18 protein-coding genes are annotated in these 17,005 nt (G+C 70.3%); 12 read left to right on the forward strand and 6 right to left on the reverse strand.

Annotated elements, in window-relative coordinates; all coding sequences use genetic code 11:
* Nucleotides 1-86 precede the first annotated feature (86 nt).
* From F0P95_RS00655 to F0P95_RS00675, 5 genes are all read left to right on the forward strand, one after another.
* The gene (locus F0P95_RS00655) at nucleotides 87-1,559 is read left to right on the forward strand and encodes a leucyl aminopeptidase (RefSeq protein ID WP_182335315.1); all 1,473 of its coding nucleotides are present in this window, start codon (nucleotides 87-89) and stop codon (nucleotides 1,557-1,559) included.
* Between the two features lie 82 nt (nucleotides 1,560-1,641).
* Nucleotides 1,642-2,067 carry a DNA polymerase III subunit chi gene (locus F0P95_RS00660; protein WP_054667657.1) on the forward strand — a complete coding sequence of 142 codons (426 nt, stop codon included), beginning with the start codon at nucleotides 1,642-1,644 and terminating at the stop codon, nucleotides 2,065-2,067.
* Between the two features lie 9 nt (nucleotides 2,068-2,076).
* Nucleotides 2,077-2,277: a YqaE/Pmp3 family membrane protein gene (locus tag F0P95_RS00665; RefSeq protein WP_056931138.1), complete on the forward strand. Its 201-nt coding sequence runs from the start codon at nucleotides 2,077-2,079 to the stop codon at nucleotides 2,275-2,277.
* Nucleotides 2,278-2,309: 32 nt separating this feature from the next.
* Entirely contained in the window at nucleotides 2,310-5,150 is a 2,841-nt protein-coding gene (locus F0P95_RS00670; protein ID WP_182335316.1) for a valine--tRNA ligase, read from the forward strand.
* Between the two features lie 88 nt (nucleotides 5,151-5,238).
* Entirely contained in the window at nucleotides 5,239-6,063 is an 825-nt protein-coding gene (locus F0P95_RS00675; protein ID WP_182335317.1) for an EamA family transporter, read from the forward strand.
* Nucleotides 6,064-6,072: 9 nt separating this feature from the next.
* On the opposite strand, the gene rimI is transcribed toward F0P95_RS00675, so the two are convergent.
* The 3 genes from rimI to pssA are packed head-to-tail and all read right to left on the reverse strand — an operon-like array spanning nucleotide 6,073 to nucleotide 7,798.
* Nucleotides 6,073-6,570 (reverse strand): ribosomal protein S18-alanine N-acetyltransferase, encoded by a 498-nt coding sequence (rimI, locus tag F0P95_RS00680; protein WP_182335318.1) that lies wholly within the window; start codon nucleotides 6,568-6,570, stop codon nucleotides 6,073-6,075.
* A complete protein-coding gene (locus F0P95_RS00685; RefSeq protein WP_182336637.1) occupies nucleotides 6,567-6,962 on the reverse strand; it encodes an alanine acetyltransferase in 396 nt (131 codons plus the stop codon). Before F0P95_RS00685 ends, rimI begins: the two co-directional genes overlap by 4 nt.
* Nucleotides 6,963-7,018: 56 nt before the next feature.
* Nucleotides 7,019-7,798, reverse strand: coding sequence for a CDP-diacylglycerol--serine O-phosphatidyltransferase (pssA, locus tag F0P95_RS00690; protein ID WP_182335319.1), 780 nt, complete (start codon nucleotides 7,796-7,798; stop codon nucleotides 7,019-7,021).
* An 80-nt stretch (nucleotides 7,799-7,878) separates the two neighbouring features.
* Here pssA and F0P95_RS00695 point away from each other — a divergent pair, with 80 nt between their 5' ends.
* The 3 genes from F0P95_RS00695 (at nucleotide 7,879) to F0P95_RS00705 (ending at nucleotide 10,623) form a co-directional block, all read left to right on the forward strand.
* The gene (locus tag F0P95_RS00695; protein ID WP_054667667.1) at nucleotides 7,879-8,262 is read left to right on the forward strand and encodes a DUF4124 domain-containing protein; all 384 of its coding nucleotides are present in this window, start codon (nucleotides 7,879-7,881) and stop codon (nucleotides 8,260-8,262) included.
* A 72-nt stretch (nucleotides 8,263-8,334) separates the two neighbouring features.
* Nucleotides 8,335-10,029 (forward strand): proline--tRNA ligase, encoded by a 1,695-nt coding sequence (locus F0P95_RS00700; protein ID WP_182335320.1) that lies wholly within the window; start codon nucleotides 8,335-8,337, stop codon nucleotides 10,027-10,029.
* Nucleotides 10,030-10,251: 222 nt separating this feature from the next.
* A complete protein-coding gene (locus tag F0P95_RS00705) occupies nucleotides 10,252-10,623 on the forward strand; it encodes an H-NS histone family protein (RefSeq protein ID WP_182335321.1) in 372 nt (123 codons plus the stop codon).
* Nucleotides 10,624-10,755: 132 nt separating this feature from the next.
* On the opposite strand, the gene F0P95_RS00710 is transcribed toward F0P95_RS00705, so the two are convergent.
* Nucleotides 10,756-12,024, reverse strand: coding sequence for a threonine/serine exporter family protein (locus tag F0P95_RS00710; RefSeq protein ID WP_182335322.1), 1,269 nt, complete (start codon nucleotides 12,022-12,024; stop codon nucleotides 10,756-10,758).
* Nucleotides 12,025-12,114: 90 nt separating this feature from the next.
* On the opposite strand from F0P95_RS00710, the gene F0P95_RS00715 reads away from it, so the two are divergent.
* The 4 genes from F0P95_RS00715 to F0P95_RS00730 are packed head-to-tail and all read left to right on the forward strand — an operon-like array spanning nucleotide 12,115 to nucleotide 15,620.
* A complete protein-coding gene (locus F0P95_RS00715; protein ID WP_182335323.1) occupies nucleotides 12,115-13,227 on the forward strand; it encodes an MlaE family ABC transporter permease in 1,113 nt (370 codons plus the stop codon).
* 12 nt (nucleotides 13,228-13,239) lie between these two features.
* On the forward strand, nucleotides 13,240-14,049 hold the full coding sequence (locus tag F0P95_RS00720) for an ABC transporter ATP-binding protein (protein WP_182335324.1): 810 nt from the start codon (nucleotides 13,240-13,242) through the stop codon (nucleotides 14,047-14,049).
* A 3-nt stretch (nucleotides 14,050-14,052) separates the two neighbouring features.
* Entirely contained in the window at nucleotides 14,053-14,979 is a 927-nt protein-coding gene (locus F0P95_RS00725; protein ID WP_182335325.1) for an MlaD family protein, read from the forward strand.
* The gene (locus F0P95_RS00730) at nucleotides 14,976-15,620 is read left to right on the forward strand and encodes an ABC-type transport auxiliary lipoprotein family protein (protein WP_056931129.1); all 645 of its coding nucleotides are present in this window, start codon (nucleotides 14,976-14,978) and stop codon (nucleotides 15,618-15,620) included. Before F0P95_RS00725 ends, F0P95_RS00730 begins: the two co-directional genes overlap by 4 nt.
* Nucleotides 15,621-15,657: 37 nt before the next feature.
* On the opposite strand, the gene F0P95_RS00735 is transcribed toward F0P95_RS00730, so the two are convergent.
* Both F0P95_RS00735 and map read right to left on the reverse strand, forming a co-directional pair.
* On the reverse strand, nucleotides 15,658-16,005 hold the full coding sequence (locus tag F0P95_RS00735) for a hypothetical protein (protein WP_182336639.1): 348 nt from the start codon (nucleotides 16,003-16,005) through the stop codon (nucleotides 15,658-15,660).
* A gap of 100 nt (nucleotides 16,006-16,105) precedes the next feature.
* On the reverse strand, nucleotides 16,106-16,852 hold the full coding sequence (map, locus tag F0P95_RS00740; protein WP_182335326.1) for a type I methionyl aminopeptidase: 747 nt from the start codon (nucleotides 16,850-16,852) through the stop codon (nucleotides 16,106-16,108).
* Nucleotides 16,853-17,005 lie beyond the last annotated feature (153 nt).

Raw genomic sequence — 17,005 nt, forward strand, 5'->3', positions numbered from 1 at the left:
CCCGGTTTCGTTCGCGGCGCGCCCGGCCGGTCTGGAGGGGTGGAAACAGTCCGCGATTGTACGGATTTGGCAATGGAATCTGATCAATGTCTCTGCAATTCACCCTGAACCACGCCGCCCCGGCCTCGGCCGCGGTCGACTGCATCATCGTTGGCGCCTTCTCTGACAAGTCGCTGTCGCCGGCGGCACAGGCGCTCGACGCCGCCTCGGGCGGCCGCCTCGCGGCGCTGGTGGAGCGCGGCGACGTCGGCGGCAAGACCGGCAACACCACCGTACTGCACGACCTGGCCGGCGTGGCCGCGCCGCGCGTGCTGGTGGTCGGCCTGGGCGACGCCGCCAAGTTCGGCGTGCCGCAGTACATCAAGGCGGTGGGCGACGCCGCCCGCGCGCTGCGCAGCGGCATCACCCGCAGCGCGCTGTTCACCCTGTCCGAGCTCGAAGTGAAGGGCCGCGATGCCGCCTGGAACATCCGCCAGGCGGTGATCGCCGCCAACCACGCCAGCTACCGCTACACCGCCACCCTGGGCAAGAAGAAGCCCGACGCCCCTGGCCTGGAAACCCTGGCGATCAGCGGCAGCGACGAGACCGCGCTGGCCCAGGGCCAGGCCATCGCCGCCGGCGTCGAGTACGCCCGCGAGCTGGGCAACCTGCCGCCGAACCTGTGCACGCCGGCCTACCTGGCCGAAAGCTCGGCCCGGTTCGCCGCCGAGCACGAGGGCGCGCAGGCCGAGATCCTCGATGAACAGCAGATGGAAGCCCTGGGCATGGGCTCGCTGCTGGCGGTGGCCCGCGGCTCGGCCAACCGGCCGAAGCTGGTGGTGCTGAAGTGGAACAACGGCGGCGACGCCAAGCCCTACGTGCTGGTCGGCAAGGGCATCACCTTCGATACCGGCGGCGTCAACCTGAAGACCCAGGGCGGCATCGAGGAGATGAAGTACGACATGTGCGGCGGCGCCAACGTCATCGGCACCTTCGTCGCCGCGGTCAAGGCCCGGCTGCCGCTGAACCTGGTGGTGGTGGTGCCGGCGGTGGAGAACGCCATCGACGGCAACGCCTACCGCCCGTCGGACGTGATCACCTCCATGTCCGGCAAGACCATCGAGGTCGGCAACACCGACGCCGAGGGCCGCCTGATCCTGTGCGACGCGCTGACCTATGCGCAGCGCTTCGAGCCGGCCGCGCTGGTCGACGTGGCCACCCTGACCGGCGCCTGCATGGTCGCCCTGGGCCACCAGACCGCCGGCCTGATGAGCAAGCACGACGACCTGGCCAACGAACTGCTGGCCGCCGGCGAGCACGTGTTCGACCGCGCCTGGCGCCTGCCGCTGTGGGACGAGTACCAGCCGATGCTGGATTCCAGCTTCGCCGACGTCTACAACATCGGCGGCCGCTGGGCCGGCGCCATCACCGCCGGCTGCTTCCTGTCGCGCTTCGCCGAGGGCCAGCGCTGGGCGCACCTGGACATCGCCGGCGTGGCCAGCGACGAAGGCAAGCGCGGCATGGCCACCGGCCGCCCGGTCGGGCTGCTGGCGCAGTGGCTGCTGGACCGCGCGGCGTGACGCAAAACCGGGGGCGGCATCGGGTTCCACCTGGAACGACCGACGCCGGCCCCGGTTCTTCCTTCCCCTTCCTGGTTGCCCGATGCCCCGCGCCGACTTCTACCTGATCGCCAAGCCCCGCTTCCTCACCGAGCCGCTCAAGCTGGTGTGCGAACTGGCGCGCAAGGCCAACGACACCAGCCAGTACACCCTGGTGCTGGCGCGCGACGCGGCGCAGGCCGAGGAACTGGACGAACTGCTGTGGTCGTTCGACCCGGACGCCTACATCCCGCACCAGATCGTGGGCGATGACGTGGACGAGGAAGAGGCCATCGTGCTGATCGCCGCGCCGGGCGCCGAGGCGCCGGAACGGCCGCTGGTGATCAACCTGCGCGACGACCCCTACCTGGGCAGCTGCGAACGGGTACTGGAAGTGGTGCCGGCCGACCCGGCCGCGCGCGAACCGCTGCGCGAACGCTGGCGCCAGTACAAGGCCGCCGGCTACGCGCTCAACAAGCACGACATGTAAGGGACCCGCATGCGCCTGCTCATTGCCCTGCTGCTGCCGTGGCTGGCCTTCTTCACCATCGGCCGGCCGCTGTCCGGCATCGTCTGCCTGGTCCTGCAGGTCACCCTGATCGGCTGGGTTCCGGCCGCGATCTGGGCCGCCTACGCGGTCAGCCAGTACCACACCGACCAGAAGATCCGGCGCGCGCTGAAAACCGGCGCGTCCCGCTGATCCCCTCCCCGCCTTCCACCCGGTTTCCCCGCATGACCCAACTCGCCTCCAGCTACGACCCGAAGTCCTTCGAAACCGCGCTCTACGATGCGTGGGAGAAAGCCGGCCATTTCAAGCCGTCCGGCAAGGGCGAGCCGTACACCATCCTGCTGCCGCCGCCGAACGTGACCGGCACCCTGCACATGGGCCACGCGTTCCAGCAGACGCTGATGGACGCGCTGATCCGCTACCACCGCATGCGCGGCTACGACACGCTGTGGCAGGTCGGCACCGACCACGCCGGCATCGCCACCGAAATGGTGGTCAGCCGCAACCTGGCGCTGGAAGGCAAGGGCGAGACCCGCGATTCGCTGGGCCGCGACGGCTTCATCGACAAGGTGTGGGAGTGGAAGGCGCACTCGGGCAACGTGATCGAGGGGCAGATGCGCCGCCTCGGCACCTCGGCCGACTGGTCGCGCAGCACCTTCACCATGGACCCGGGCCCGAGCGAGGCGGTGATCGAATCGTTCGTGCGCTGGCACGAGCAGGGCCTGATCTACCGCGGCCAGCGCCTGGTCAACTGGGATCCGGTGCTGAAGACCGCCATCTCCGACCTGGAGGTGGAAAGCGTCGAGGAAGACGGCTTCCTGTGGTCGATCGCCTATGCGCTGGAGGACGGCGCCAGCTACGAGCACGTGGAGCTCGACGCCGACGGCAACGAGAGCCTGCGCGAAACCCGCCACTACCTGGTGGTGGCCACCACCCGCCCGGAAACCCTGCTGGGCGACACCGCGGTCATGGTGCACCCGGAAGACAGCCGCTATGCGCACCTGGTCGGCAAGCGCGTCACCCTGCCGCTGACCGGCCGCAGCGTGCCGGTGATCGCCGACGACTACGTCGACAAGGCGTTCGGCACCGGCGTGGTCAAGGTCACCCCGGCGCACGACTTCAACGACTACCAGGTCGGCGTGCGCCACGGCCTGCCGATGATCAACCTGTTCACCCCGACCGCCGCGCTCAACGAGAACGCGCCGGAGCAGTACCGCGGGCTGGACCGCTACGAAGCGCGCAAGGTGATCCTGGCCGAACTGGAAAGCCTGGGCATCCTGGTCGAGACCAAGGCGCACAAGCTGCAGGTGCCGCGCGGCGACCGCACCGGCCAGGTGATCGAGCCGTACCTGACCGACCAGTGGTTCGTGAAGATGGACGGGCTGGCCAGGCGCGGCCTGGAGCTGGTCGAAGGTACTGATGGAAAGCCGGGCAGCATCAAGTTCGTGCCGGGCAACTGGATCAACACCTACCGCCACTGGATGGAGAACATCCAGGACTGGTGCATCAGCCGCCAGCTGTGGTGGGGCCACCGCATCCCGGCCTGGTTCGACGACGCCGGCAACTGCTACGTGGGCCGCAACGAGGCCGACGCCCGCGCCCGGGCCGGGCTCGGCGACGACGTGACGCTCACCCAGGACAGCGACGTGCTGGAGACCTGGTTCTCCTCGCAGCTGTGGCCGTTCTCCACGCTGGGCTGGCCGGATGAGGCGGCGATGGCGCAGCGCGGTTTCGCGCGCTACCTGCCGTCGAACGTGCTGGTCACCGGCTTCGACATCATCTTCTTCTGGGTGGCGCGCATGATCATGGCCACCGACAGCTTCACCGGGCACATCCCGTTCAAGGACGTCTACATCACCGGCCTGATCCGCGACGCGCAGGGCCAGAAGATGTCCAAGTCCAAGGGCAACGTGCTCGACCCGCTGGACATCATCGACGGCATCAGCATCGACGACCTGGTCGCCAAGCGCACCCATGGCCTGATGCAGCCGAAGATGGCCGAGAAGATCGAGAAGGCCACCCGCAGGGAATTCCCGGACGGCATCATCGCCCACGGTGCCGACGCGCTGCGCTTCACCATCGCCGCGCTGGCCACCCATGGCCGCGACATCAAGTTCGACATGGGCCGCGCCGAGGGCTACAAGAACTTCTGCAACAAGCTGTGGAACGCCAGCCGCTTCACCCTGATGAACACCGAAGGGTCGGGCTTCAGCGGCGTGCCGATGCCGCGCACCGATGCCGAGCGCTGGATCCTGGCGCGCCTGGCCACGGTATCGGCCGAGGCGCAGCAGCATTTCGCCGACTACCGCTTCGACCTGCTGGCGCAGGCGCTGTACGAGTTCGTCTGGAACGAGTTCTGCGACTGGTTCCTGGAGCTGACCAAGCCGGCGCTCAACGGCAGCGATGCGGCCGATGCCCAGAGCACCCGCCACACCCTGCTGTACGTGCTCGAAGCGGTGCTGCGCCTGCTGCACCCGCTGATCCCGTTCGTCACCGAACAGCTGTGGCAGCAGGTGGCGCCGCGCCTGGGCATCACCGTCGACACGCTGTCTCTGCGTCCCTATCCGACCGCAGCGGAGTTCAGCGGCGACTACGCCCAGGCCGAGGCCGACGTGGAGTGGTTCAAGACCATGGTCAACGCCCTGCGCCGCGTGCGCAGCGAGCTGAACGTGCCGCCGTCCCGGCTGGTCCGGCTGCTGCTGCAGGGGGGCCAGGCCGTGGACCAGGCGCGCGTGGAGCGCTTCACCTCGCAGCTGCGTTTCCTGCTGAAGCTGGAGAGCATCGAGTGGCTGGCCGCCGATGCGCAGACCCCGCCGGCCGCAGCCGCCATCGTCGGCGAGCTGAAGCTGCTGGTGCCGCTGGAAGGCCTGGTCGACCTGGATGCCGAGCGCGCGCGCCTGGACAAGGAGATCGCGCGGGTGTCGGCGGAGAAGGAGAAGAGCGAGACCAAGCTGTCGAAGTTCACCGACAAGGTGCCGGCGGCGGTGGTCGAACAGGAGCGCGTGCGCCTGGCCGACTGGAACGGCCAGCTGGCCGGCCTGCAGGCACAGCGCGCCAAGCTGTAAGCCGCCCCCGCGGTGACGCAAGCGCCGCCTGCGGGCGGCGTTTGCGTTTGCGGCTATCCTGCACGCTCCACCGCACCCCGGGCATGCGATGTCGCTGGCGATCTTCTGCGCGGTGCTGTTCGCGGCCCTGCTGCACGCCGGCTGGAACGCCATCGTCAAGCGCGGTGGCGACACCCTGCTGACCACGATCCTGGTCACCGGCTGGGCCGCGCTGCTGTCCGCGCTGGCACTGCCATGGCTGCCGCTGCCGGCACCGGCGAGCTGGCCGTGGCTGGCCGCCTCCACGCTGCTGCAGGCCGGCTACTACGTACTGGTCGCACGCGCGTACCGGGCTGCCGACATGAGCCTGTCCTACCCGCTGATGCGCGGCTGCGCACCGCCGCTGGTGGCGCTGGCCGGCAGCCTGGCATTCGGCGAACAGCTGACGGCCGGCGCCTGGCTGGGCATCGCCGTGGTCAGCGCCGGCGTCGTCGGCATGGCCGGCGGGGTTGCCCGCCGCCACCTGTGGCTGCCGTTGTCCATCGCCGTGCTGATCGCCACCTACACCCTGGTCGACGCGCGCGGTGCGCGCCTGTCCGGCAATGCCGCCAGCTATGCGCTGTGGCTGTTCCTGCTGTCCGGGCTGCCGCTGCCGCTGTGGGCGCTGGCCACCCGCCGCGCGCAGCTGTGCCGGTACCTGCGCGGCAACTGGGGGCGCGGCCTGGTGGGCGGCGCCGGCACCACCGCCTCCTACGGCATCGCGCTGTGGGCGATGACCCAGGGGCCGGTGGCGGTCATCGCCGCGCTGCGCGAAACCTCGATCCTGTTCGCGCTGCTGATCTCGGCCTGGGTGCTGAAGGAACGCATCGGGCGCGCGCGCCTGTCCGCCGCGGCGCTGATCGTGGCCGGCGTGGCGGTACTGCGGCTGGGTTGAGCAGGCCGCCTACAGCGGCGGCATGGAACGGATGTCCTCGTCCACCAGTTCCATCGCCATCACCAGCGCATCCTCGCGCCCGGTCACCGCCGGGTAGTAGCGCGGGCGGCGGCCGATCTCGTTGAACCCCTCGCTGTGGTACAGCGCGATGGCCGCGGCGTTGGACGGGCGCACTTCCAGGAACACCCGCGCCGCGCGGTGCTGCCGCGCCACCTGCACCAGGTCGCGCAGCAGGCGCCGCCCCAGCCCGCGCGACTGCCGGCGCGGATCGACGCAGACGTTGAGCACGTGGGCCTCGTCGGCGGCGATGCTCAGCAGCCCATAGCCGAACAGGCCGTCGCCCCCGGCCAGCACCCGCCCCGGGTAACCGGCGCGCAGGCAGTCCTGGAAGATGCCGCGGGTCCACGGGAACGGATAGGCGCGCAGCTCGATCTCCATCACCGCGTCCAGATCGCCCTCGTGCATCGGGCGCAGCACCGGCGCTGGCGTCGCCGCCACCGCGTTCATTGCCGCTGCTTCCGCCGCAGTTCGCGCAGTTGCGGCCACAGCGCGCGCTTGGCCGCGGGGTTCGCGCGCAGCTCGTCCAGCGGCCAGCTGTCCATCAGCGCGCGGGTCTGCGGATCGTTGGGGTTGCAGCCGGACGCGCGCAGCAGCGCGATCTGCAGGCGGTCGGGCAGGCGTACCCCGCCGCGACGCGACGCCGGCCGTGCCTGCGGCGCGGTGGCCGGCGCCTCCGGTGGCAGCCGCGGTGGCGCCTCGCGGCGTACCGGCGGCGCCACGCGCGCGGGCGCAGCCGCAGCCGCGGGAGCGGCCTCGAAAGCCGGCGCCGCGGCGCGCGTCTCCGGCTGCGGCAGCGGCGCGTCCAGCGCGCCGCCTTCCAGATACACCGCATAGCCCATCGCCTGCAGCCACGCCTGCTGCTGCGGCGACCACAACGGCGTGGACGCGGCCGCGTTCACTGCACCCTGCTGGCCGGCTGCCGCCACCGCTGCCACAGCCACAGCACCGGCCCGGACAGCGCGTACAGAACGCCGACCACGAACAGCGTGCGCGGCAGGTCGACCACCATGATGGCGATCACGATCGGCACCAGCGCCAGCACCATGAACGGCACGCGCTCGGAGCGCGGGCCCTTCTCGCCGCCGCCCTTGAAGCTCCAGAAACGGATGCGGCTGACCATCAGCAGGGCGGCGACGATGGATACCACCAGCGCCACGTAGCGCAGTTCCTCGCCGCTCCAGCCCAGGCTGCCGTCGGCGAAGGCCCAGACGAAAGACATCATCAGCCCCGCCGCCGCCGGACTGGCCAGGCCGACGAACCAGCGCTTGTCCACGGTGCCCACCTGGGTGTTGAAGCGCGCCAGGCGCAGCGCCGCGCAGGCCGCGTACAGGAACGCGGCCAGCCAGCCGACGCGGCCCAGCACGTCGCCGTCGAACTTCAGCGAGGACAGCGACCAGTGGTACATCACCAGCGCCGGCGCCATGCCGAAACTGACCAGGTCGGCCAGCGAGTCGTACTGGACCCCGAACTCGCTGCTGGTGCCGGTCAGGCGCGCCACCCGCCCGTCCAGCCCGTCCATGACCCCGGCCACGAACACCGCGACGGCGGCGTTGACGAAGTCACCGTTGGAGGCGGCGATGATGGCGTAGAAGCCGGCAAACAGCCCGGCGGTGGTGAACAGGTTCGGCAGCAGGTAGATGCTGCGCGAGCGCGGCGGCGGTCTGGTTTCGTCCATGCGGCCAGTTTAATCGACTTGCCAGCCGCGTCACCGGGTGCTGCAATCGGGTCCTGTCCCGTCAAGCGACCGGAGTCGCCATGCGCGCCCTGCCCCGTTTCTGCTGCCTGCTGGCCCTGGCCGGCGCCGCCAGCGGTGCCGTTGCCGGTACCGGCAACCTGTACAAGTGGAAAGACGCCAATGGCGTGACCCAGTACTCCGAGCGCCCGCCGACCGGGCAGAAGTACGAAACCCGCCGCATCACCACCTCCGGCGAGCCGGTGGCCGCGGCCGAGCCGGCCAAGGCCGACGAGGCGCCGGAGTGCACCGCGGCGCGGCGCAACCTGGAGCTGCTGCAGGGCAGCGGCCCGCTGATGCAGGACACCAACGGCGACGGCAAGCCGGACACCCAGCTGGACGATGCCCAGCGCAGCGCGCAGAAACAGCTGGCCGAGGCCGCCGCCGCGGCCTACTGCAAGAAGTAGGCGCCGCCCCGGCCCTTGTGGCGCATGGGCTTCTGGCAGAATAGGCGGTCCGCCGTCCCGTGAAGCCTCCCCATGCGCCTTTCCCGTTTCCACCTGCACACCACCAAGGAAACACCCGCCGACGCCGAGCTGGTCAGCCACAAGCTGATGCTGCGCGCGGGCATGATCCGCAAGCTGGCCTCGGGCCTGTACACCTGGTCGCCGCTGGGCCTGCGCGTGCTGCGCAAGGTGGAGGGCATCGTCCGCGAGGAAATGAACCGCGCCGGCGCGGTGGAACTGCAGCTGCCGACCATCCAGCCCAGGGAGCTGTGGGAGGAAACCGGGCGCTGGGAGAAATTCGGCGGCCAGTTGCTGAAGATCAAGGACCGCAAGGAGCAGGAATACTGCTACAGCCCCACCGCCGAGGAAGCGATCACCGACTTCGCGCGCCAGGAGCTGTCCAGCTACAAGCAGCTGCCGGTCAACTTCTACCAGGTGCAGACCAAGTTCCGCGACGAGATCCGCCCGCGCTTCGGGGTGATGCGCGCGCGCGAATTCCTGATGAAGGACGCGTATTCCTTCCACCTGGATGACGCCAGCCTGGTGGCCGAATACGAGAACATGAAGGCCGCCTACACCCGCATCTTCACCCGCCTGGGGCTGGAGTTCCGCGCGGTGCAGGCCGATTCCGGCGCGATCGGCGGCGACGCCTCGCAGGAATTCCACGTGATCGCCGATTCCGGCGAGGACGCGCTGGCGTTCTCCACCGGCTCGGATTACGCCGCCAACGTCGAGGCCGCCGTCGCCGCAGACCCGGCACCGCGCGCGGCCGCGACCGAAACGCTGCGCAAGGTCGAGACCCCGACCCAGAAAACCTGCGAGGACGTCGCCGCGCTGCTGGGCATCGCCCTGGCGCGCACGGTCAAGTCGGTGGCGGTGATGAGCGCCGACGACGCGTTCGTGCTGGCACTGGTGCGCGGCGACCACGAGGTCAACGAGATCAAGCTGGGCAAGGTGGCGGGCCTGGCCGACCACCGCATGGCCAGCGAGGCGGAGATCGCCGAGTACCTCGGCAGCGAACCCGGATTCCTCGGCCCGCTGGACCCGCGCAAGGCCATCCGCATCGTCGCCGACCGCGAGGTGGCGGCGCTGGCCGACTTCGTGGTCGGCGCCAACGAAACCGGTTTCCACATCGCCGGGGTCAACTGGGGCCGCGACCTGGCCGAACCGGAGGTGGCCGATATCCGCAACGTGGTCGCCGGCGACCGCGCCCGCGACGGCGGCGAACTGAAGCTCGCGCGCGGCATCGAGGTCGGCCATGTATTCCAGCTCGGCCGCAAATATGCCGAGGCGCTCAAGGCCACGGTGCTCGACGAGAACGGCAAGGCCACGGTAATGGCGATGGGCTGTTACGGCATCGGCGTGTCGCGCATCGTCGCCGCCGCCATCGAACAGAACCACGACGAGGCCGGCATTATCTGGCCGGTGGCGATGGCGCCGTGGCAGGCGGTGGTGTGCATGATCAACCCGAAGCAGGACCCGGCCGTGAGCGCCGCCGCCGAGGCGCTGCTGGCCGAACTGCAGGCCGCCGGCATCGACGCGGCGCTGGACGACCGCGGCCTGCGCCCGGGCGCGATGTTCGCCGACATGGAACTGATCGGCATCCCGCACCGCATCGTGGTCTCCGAGCGCGGCCTGGCCGCGGGCACCTACGAATACCGCGCGCGCGCGGCCAGCGAGGCCGAAAACCTGGACAAGGCCGGGCTGCTGCATAGAATCACCGGCTGATACGAAAATAACGGCAGGACAGCCGTTTTCACCGCGAAGCCGCCCGCAGGGCGACGTACAGGGATGCATGTCATGGAAAAGGCCGGGGTCGAAACCCGGCCTTTTCTCATGTAATCAATACATGGCCCACATTATCGTTGCCGTTACCGTGGAACAGCCGCTATGCTTTGCGCGCTGCCACGGACCGGCAATACCCAACCCATTATCCGGAGTAGCGATTCGATGAGTATCGACCTGAGCGGCCTGTCGGCCCGAGAACTGGCGTCCCTGATCCGCGACGCGCAGAAGCGCAAGAGCGTGGTCGCCAAGCGCCAGCCCATCACCAAGGTCCGCGCGCAGCTGGTCAAGACCGCGCAGAAGGCCGGTTACACCATCGAGGAACTGTTCGGCACCGGCGCCCCCAAGGCGCCCCGCGCCCCGCGCGCCACCAAGGCCCCGGCCAAGAGCGCCAGCAAGGGCGTGAAGGTCGCGCCGAAGTACCGCGACCCGGCCAACGCCGCCAATACCTGGACCGGCCGTGGCAAGCAGCCGCGCTGGCTGGCCGAATACACCGCCAGCGGCCGCAAGGTCGAGGAATTCCTGATCCAGAAGTGATCGGGACGGGAATCATCGCGTAATGAAACGCCGGCCGATGCCGGCGTTTTTTATTGTGGAACGCGGGCCGCGACGGTGCGGCCATTCCCGCGCGGCAATCGCACCCCAGCCCCGTGGCCGGCTGCCCGCGCCTCAGAGATTCTTCCGCGCCGGCACCAGCAGGTTGCCGAACAGCAGCCCCGCCACCAGCGCCATCACCACGTTCAGCACGGTCAGCAGCGCCGATTCGCCTGCATTCACGTTCTGCTGCTGGATCAGGCTCAATACCCCGCGCAGGCTGATGCTGCCCGGCACCAGCATGATGATGCCGGGCAGGCGGATGATCGCGCCCGGCCGCTGCACCACCCGGCCGAACAGATTGCCGGCGGCGGTGAGCATCATCGCCGCCAGGAATATCCCCGCCGGCCCACCCCACTGCTGCCCGCCATAACGGGAAATGGCATACCCGGCCAGCGACGCGGCCATCACCCAGGGATAATCGCGGCGCGAGGCGCGGAACAGCATCGCGAAGGCGAACGCGGCCAGCATCACCGAGGCCCATTCCACCCACTCCGGTTGCGGGCGCGAGCCGCGCACCAGCGGCTCCAGGCCGATCAGGTCGGTAATGGTCACCGCGATCATCGCGCCCACGGTCAGTTTCATGATCGTGGTCAGCGCACCGGCGAAACGCGCGGTGCCCGAAACCCAGTGCTGGCTGGCCAGCTCGTTGACCGCATTGGTCAAGGCCATGCCCGGCAGCAGCACCACCAGCGAGGCGATGATCACCGAATTCTGGTTCAGCGGGCCGATGAAGCTGGCCACCAGTACCGCGACGAAACCGGCCAGCATCGCCGCCAGCGCGTCACTGGCCTCGCGGGTGGCCACGCGGCGGTCGGTATAGAACAGCATCAGCCCGATCAGCAGGCCGGTGAAACCGGCGGTCACCACGTCCAGCCACGGCAGCCGCCACATGCCGGCCACGCCGGCCGAACCCAGGCAGAAGGACAGCAGCATCTGCGCGTTGTCGCGCCAGGTCGGCGCCTTGTCGAGCCGGCGCAGCGCGGTATGGCCCTGGGCGATGCTCATCTGCCCGCTCGCCACCGCATCGGCGATCTGGTCGGCCAGGGTCAGCTTGTGCAGGTCGTTGCTGCCGGGGTCCAGGCGCACCACGCGGGTGATGTCGCTGGAACCGATCGCCTGGGTCGGGTCGCTGAAACTGAGGATCAGGCCAGTGGGGTTGGACCACGGCTCGCAGTCCAGGTCCAGCCGCTGCGCCAGCGCGACCACCGCCGCTTCCAGCCGCTGCGCGGTGGTGCCGTAGGTATGCAGGCGGCCCGCGATCTCCGTGACGAAGGCCACGCGCTGCGCATACGTGGCGCGTCCGGGGACGATGGAAGCGGGTGCGATGGATTCGGCGGACATGCGCATTAGTATCACCCGGAAGTGCGCCGGCTTGATCGCTTCATGGGCCCGCGACGGGGCGACAGGGTATGCTCGGCGCCGGACGCCCCCATGAAGAACGCCGAACCGCCCCACTGCGCGATGGACCCGGACGTCGACGGCCAACTCAGGCTGTCGGGCAGCTGGACCTTGTCCACCGCCCTGCAATCGGCGCGGGTGCTGGGCGGCATCCATGCGCAGGTGCGCGGAATGGACGCGCGCGGCATCGACCAGCTCGATTCGGCCGGCGTGCTGCAGCTGCTGCGGTATTCGCGCAGCGCCGGGTTGCGCGACGACGCGCTGCTGTTCCGCGAGGAGCACCGCGCGCTGGTCTGCACCATCGACGAGGTCGCCGACGAGCGCCCGCCGCCGCAGCGCGACTACGGCGTGGCCGCGGCGCTGGAGCGGCTCGGCCGCTCGGTGCATGCCATCGGCGCCAACATCGGCGTGCTGCTGGGCTTCTTCGGCGAGAACCTGGCCAAGCTGGCGCGGCTGCTGCGGCAGCCCCGGCGCCTGCGCCTGACCGCCACCGTGCACCAGATGGAAGAGGTGGGGCTGGACGCGGTGCCGCTGATCGCGCTGCTGGCCTACCTGGTCGGCGCGGTGATCGCCTTCCTCGGCTCGACCATCCTGCGCGACTTCGGCGCCGAGATATACGTGGTCGAGCTGGTCAACATCGCCTTCCTGCGCGAGTTCGGCGTGCTGCTGACCGCCATCGTGCTGGCCGGGCGCACCGCCAGCGCGTTCACCGCGCAGATCGGCGCGATGAAGGCGCGCGAGGAGATCGACGCGATCCAGACCCTGGGCCTGGACCCGATCGACCTGCTGGTGCTGCCGCGGGTGCTGGCGCTGGTGGTGATGCTGCCGCTGCTGACCTTCATCGCCATGGTCGCCGGCCTGGCCGGCGGCGTCACCGTGGGCGCGTTCGACCTGGGCATCCCGCCGCAGATGTACATCGCCCGCATGCACGACACCATGCAGCTGCGGCACCTGCTGGTGGGCCTGTCCAAGGCCCCGGTGTTCGCGCTGATCATCGCCCTGATCGGCTGCCTGGAAGGGCTCAAGGTGCAGGGCACGGCGCAGTCGGTGGGCGAGCGCACCACTTCCAGCGTGGTGCAGACGATCTCGCTGGTCATCGTCCTCGACGCGCTGGCCGCGTTGTGGTTCATGCACATGGACTGGTAAGGGGACGGCACGATGGCGATTCCCTCGCGGACCATGGGCGGCGACGATGAACTGGCCATCCGCGTGCGCGGGCTGGTCAACCGCTTCGGCAGCCAGACCGTGCACGACGGCCTGGACCTGGACGTGCGCCGCGGCGAGATCCTCGGCGTGGTCGGCGGCTCGGGCACCGGCAAGTCGGTGCTGATGCGCTCCATCCTCGGCCTGCGCACGCCCGACGCCGGGCAGATCGAAGTGCTGGGCGTGGACGCGCGCTCGGACGACGCGGCCGCGCGCCTGCACGTCGAGCGCAACACCGGGGTGCTGTTCCAGGACGGCGCGCTGTTCTCCTCGCTCACCGTCGGCGAGAACGTGCAGGTGCCGCTGAAGGAGCACCACCCGGAGCTGCCCGAGCGCTGGCACTACGAACTGGCGCTGCTGAAGGTCAAGCTCGCCGGGCTGCCGGCCGATGCCCTGGACAAGCTGCCCTCGCAGCTGTCCGGCGGCATGCGCAAGCGCGCCGGGCTGGCGCGCGCGCTGGCGCTGGACCCGCCGCTGCTGTTCCTGGACGAGCCCACCGCCGGCCTGGACCCGATCGGCGCGGCCGCCTTCGACCGCCTGATCAAGACCCTGCAGGAGGCGCTGGGCCTGACCGTGTTCCTGATCACCCACGACCTGGACACGCTCTACGCCATCTGCGACCGGGTGGCGGTGCTGGCCGACCACAAGGTGGTCGCCGCCGCGCCGCTGCCCGAGATCGAACGCCTCGACCACCCGTGGATCCGCGAGTACTTCCACGGCCCCCGCGCCCGCGCCGCGCGCGGCCTCCCGCCCGAGCATGCCTGAGCCATGGAAACCAAAGCCCACTACGTCCTGATCGGCGCCTTCACCCTCATCGTCTCGCTGGCCCTGCTCGGGTTCGGGCTGTGGGCGGCCAAATACTCCTCCGACCGCACCTGGCAGGAATACCGCGTCGTGTTCGACGAAGCGGTGACCGGCCTGTCGGTCGGCAGCCCGGTGCAGTACAACGGCATCTCGGTCGGCTCGATCACCGACCTGTCGCTGGCGCCGGACGACCCGCGCAAGGTGATCGCCAGGCTGCGGCTGAACTCGACCACGCCGGTCAGGACCGATACCCGCGCCAAGCTGGCCATCACCAGCATCACCGGCCCGGCCATCATCCAGCTCAGCGGCGGCAGCCCGCAGGCGCCGGCGCTGACCACGGTCGACCGCGAGGCGGTGCCCACCATCCAGACCTCGCCGTCGGCGCTGCAGAACATCACCGACGTGGCCAACCGCGTGGTCGAGCGCATGGACCAGCTGCTCAGCGACCAGAACGTGGAGCGCATCTCCAACACCCTGGCGCACCTGGAGACCGTCAGCGGCGGCCTGGCCGACCGCGACCAGGGCACCCGTGCACTGCTGCTGGAGGCGCGCGACGCCGCGCGCAACCTCAATACCACCCTGGCCACCGCCAACGGCACCATCCAGCATCTCGACGAGAACGTGGTGCGGCAGTTGCCGGCCACGCTGGACAAGCTCGACGCCAGCCTCGCCAAGCTCGATTCGGCGGCCGGCAACGCCAATGCCATCCTTGGCGAGAACCGCGCCGCCATCAACAGTTTCGCCAACGACGGCCTGGCCCAGCTGGGCCCGACCCTGACCGAGCTGCGGGGGCTGATCCGCGACCTGCGCCGGGTCAGCGACCGCCTCGAGAACAACCCGGCGCGCTACCTGCTCGGCCGCGATGCACCGAAGGAGTTCGAACCCAAATGAAGCGCTTCCCGTCGATGCGACTGCTCGCCCCCCTCTGCGTCCTGGCCCTCGCCGGCTGCTCGGTGCTGGCCAGCGGCGACCGCCACCCGATCACCATCTACGCACCGCAGGCGCGGGTGGCCGTGGACCCGTCGTGGCCGCGGGTGGACTGGCAGCTGGCCGTGGCCAAGCCCGCCGCCGCGCGCCTGGTGGACAGCCCGCGCATCAACGTGCGGCCGACCCCCGGCGAGCTGGAGGTGTACCGCGGCGCGACCTGGTCGCAGCCGGCCACCGACATGCTCGAAGACGCGCTGCTGCGCGGCTTCGAGGATTCCGGCCGGATCGGCGCGGTGGCGCGCATCGCCACCGGCATCCGCTCGGACTACAAGCTCGCCATCGACCTGCGCCGGTTCGAATCGGACTACGCCGGCAACGCGCGCCCGGCCGCGACCATCGAGCTCAATGCCAAGCTGATCCACAGCCTGGACCAGCGCGTGGTCGCCTCGCGCACGTTCCTCGTCGCCGAGCCTGCCGCCGACACCACCGTGGCCAGCGTGACCACCGCCTTCGAGACCGCGCTGGGGCGCACCACCGGCGAGCTGATCGGCTGGACCCTGGCCGCCGGCCAGGCGGACTGGCAGGCCCATCCCGACCAGCACTGAGGCGGCGCCGCGGGCGCACGCCGCCGCGCCCCGGTCTTCAGTCATCCGCCGGCGCCGCTCCGGCGGCCGGCGCCTGCGCATGCCACGCCGCATAGGGCGTGTTCCTGGCCAGGTGGCGGTTGTAGTCCGGCGCGCCATCGGCCCACCACACCGGGCCGCGCTCGCCGAGCGCGCGCTTGGCCGCATCGACCGCTTCGCCGGCCCGCGCCAGCGCCTGGCGGTCTCCCGCGCGGCGTGCCCGCCCCACCTCGCGGCGCGCGGCCATCAGCTGCCGCAGCGCCGCCTGCCGCTGCTCCTCCGGCAGCGCCGGGTCGGTCGCACGCCACAGCCGGCCACGTACCACCAGGTAACGGCCATCCGGGGTACGCAGCGGCGGCTCGCTCATGCCGGACAGGGGGTGCAGGGGGAACACCGCCACCCTCGCCGCCGGCGCGTGCACGCCGCGTCGATGCCGCGTGCCGTGCCCAGTGCTCAGTGCTCAGTGCTCAGTGCAGCGTCACCACGATCGGTTCGCCACGGGTGACGATCAGCGTGTGCTCGTACTGCGCCGAGCGGTTGCCGGGCGCGCCGCTCAGGGTCCAGCCGTCGTCGCCTTCCTCGACCACGCGGCTGCGGGTGGACAGGAACGGCTCGATGGTGATGACCATGCCCTCATGCAGCCGCCGCGTGTCGTGCGGGTCGTGGTAGCCGGGAATGTGGTCCGGTTCCTCGTGCAGCGCGCGGCCGACCCCGTGGCTGCCCAGGTTCTCGATCACGCGGAAGCCGGCCTGGCGCGCGGTGCGCTCGATCGCCGCACCAATCCGGTTGAGCGGCTGCCCGGCACGCGCGACCTTCAGCGCGTTGGCCAGCGCGCTGCGTGCGGCGTGGCACAGGCGCAGGTCGCGCGCCGCGGCCGTGGGCAGCACGCGGGTACCGCCGGTGTCGGCGAAGTAGCCGCCCAGTTCGGCCGAGACATCCACGTTGACCACGTCGCCGGCGGCCAGCACGCGCGCGCCCGGCACGCCGTGGGCGGCCTCTTCGTTGACGCTGATGCAGGTCGCGCCGGGGAAGCCAAGGGTCAGGCGCGGCGCCGGCTGCGCGCCGTGCGCGGCGAGCAGGCGCTCGCCGATCAAGTCGAGCTCGCCGGTGGTCATGCCGGGGCAGGCGGCGGCGAGCATTTCCTCGCGCACCCGCGCGACCAGCCGGCCGATGCGTTGCAGGCCGTCGATGTCCAACTGCGATCCGATGGTCATGGCGTTTTCCTCCCGGTAATGGGCACAGGCTAGCAGTGCCGCGGGGATTTTCTTCAGACTATTGATTTTCAAGGATTAATTCAGCGCCCCGAAGGCCTGGCGCGGATCCAGGCCACGCCTCCCCCGGCACACCGGCGCGGCCGCGCCTGGCCC

The sequence above is a fragment of the Stenotrophomonas acidaminiphila genome (assembly GCF_014109845.1).
GTDB lineage: Bacteria > Pseudomonadota > Gammaproteobacteria > Xanthomonadales > Xanthomonadaceae > Stenotrophomonas > Stenotrophomonas acidaminiphila.

Excerpts from the sequence above, each read along its gene's own strand:
- F0P95_RS00720 (WP_182335324.1), top strand. The coding sequence starts at position 13,240 with ATGGCGATTCCCTCGCGGACCATGGGCGGCGACGATGAACTGGCCATC.
- F0P95_RS00695 (WP_054667667.1), top strand. The coding sequence starts at position 7,879 with ATGCGCGCCCTGCCCCGTTTCTGCTGCCTGCTGGCCCTGGCCGGCGCC.
- map (WP_182335326.1), bottom strand. The coding sequence starts at position 16,852 with ATGACCATCGGATCGCAGTTGGACATCGACGGCCTGCAACGCATCGGC.
- rimI (WP_182335318.1), bottom strand. The coding sequence starts at position 6,570 with ATGAACGCGGTGGCGGCGACGCCAGCGCCGGTGCTGCGCCCGATGCAC.
- F0P95_RS00675 (WP_182335317.1), top strand. The coding sequence starts at position 5,239 with ATGTCGCTGGCGATCTTCTGCGCGGTGCTGTTCGCGGCCCTGCTGCAC.
- F0P95_RS00670 (WP_182335316.1), top strand. The coding sequence starts at position 2,310 with ATGACCCAACTCGCCTCCAGCTACGACCCGAAGTCCTTCGAAACCGCG.
- F0P95_RS00655 (WP_182335315.1), top strand. The coding sequence starts at position 87 with ATGTCTCTGCAATTCACCCTGAACCACGCCGCCCCGGCCTCGGCCGCG.
- F0P95_RS00710 (WP_182335322.1), bottom strand. The coding sequence starts at position 12,024 with ATGTCCGCCGAATCCATCGCACCCGCTTCCATCGTCCCCGGACGCGCC.
- F0P95_RS00705 (WP_182335321.1), top strand. The coding sequence starts at position 10,252 with ATGAGTATCGACCTGAGCGGCCTGTCGGCCCGAGAACTGGCGTCCCTG.
- F0P95_RS00735 (WP_182336639.1), bottom strand. The coding sequence starts at position 16,005 with ATGAGCGAGCCGCCGCTGCGTACCCCGGATGGCCGTTACCTGGTGGTA.
- F0P95_RS00725 (WP_182335325.1), top strand. The coding sequence starts at position 14,053 with ATGGAAACCAAAGCCCACTACGTCCTGATCGGCGCCTTCACCCTCATC.
- F0P95_RS00715 (WP_182335323.1), top strand. The coding sequence starts at position 12,115 with ATGAAGAACGCCGAACCGCCCCACTGCGCGATGGACCCGGACGTCGAC.
- pssA (WP_182335319.1), bottom strand. The coding sequence starts at position 7,798 with ATGGACGAAACCAGACCGCCGCCGCGCTCGCGCAGCATCTACCTGCTG.
- F0P95_RS00700 (WP_182335320.1), top strand. The coding sequence starts at position 8,335 with ATGCGCCTTTCCCGTTTCCACCTGCACACCACCAAGGAAACACCCGCC.
- F0P95_RS00685 (WP_182336637.1), bottom strand. The coding sequence starts at position 6,962 with ATGGGCTATGCGGTGTATCTGGAAGGCGGCGCGCTGGACGCGCCGCTG.
- F0P95_RS00665 (WP_056931138.1), top strand. The coding sequence starts at position 2,077 with ATGCGCCTGCTCATTGCCCTGCTGCTGCCGTGGCTGGCCTTCTTCACC.
- F0P95_RS00730 (WP_056931129.1), top strand. The coding sequence starts at position 14,976 with ATGAAGCGCTTCCCGTCGATGCGACTGCTCGCCCCCCTCTGCGTCCTG.
- F0P95_RS00660 (WP_054667657.1), top strand. The coding sequence starts at position 1,642 with ATGCCCCGCGCCGACTTCTACCTGATCGCCAAGCCCCGCTTCCTCACC.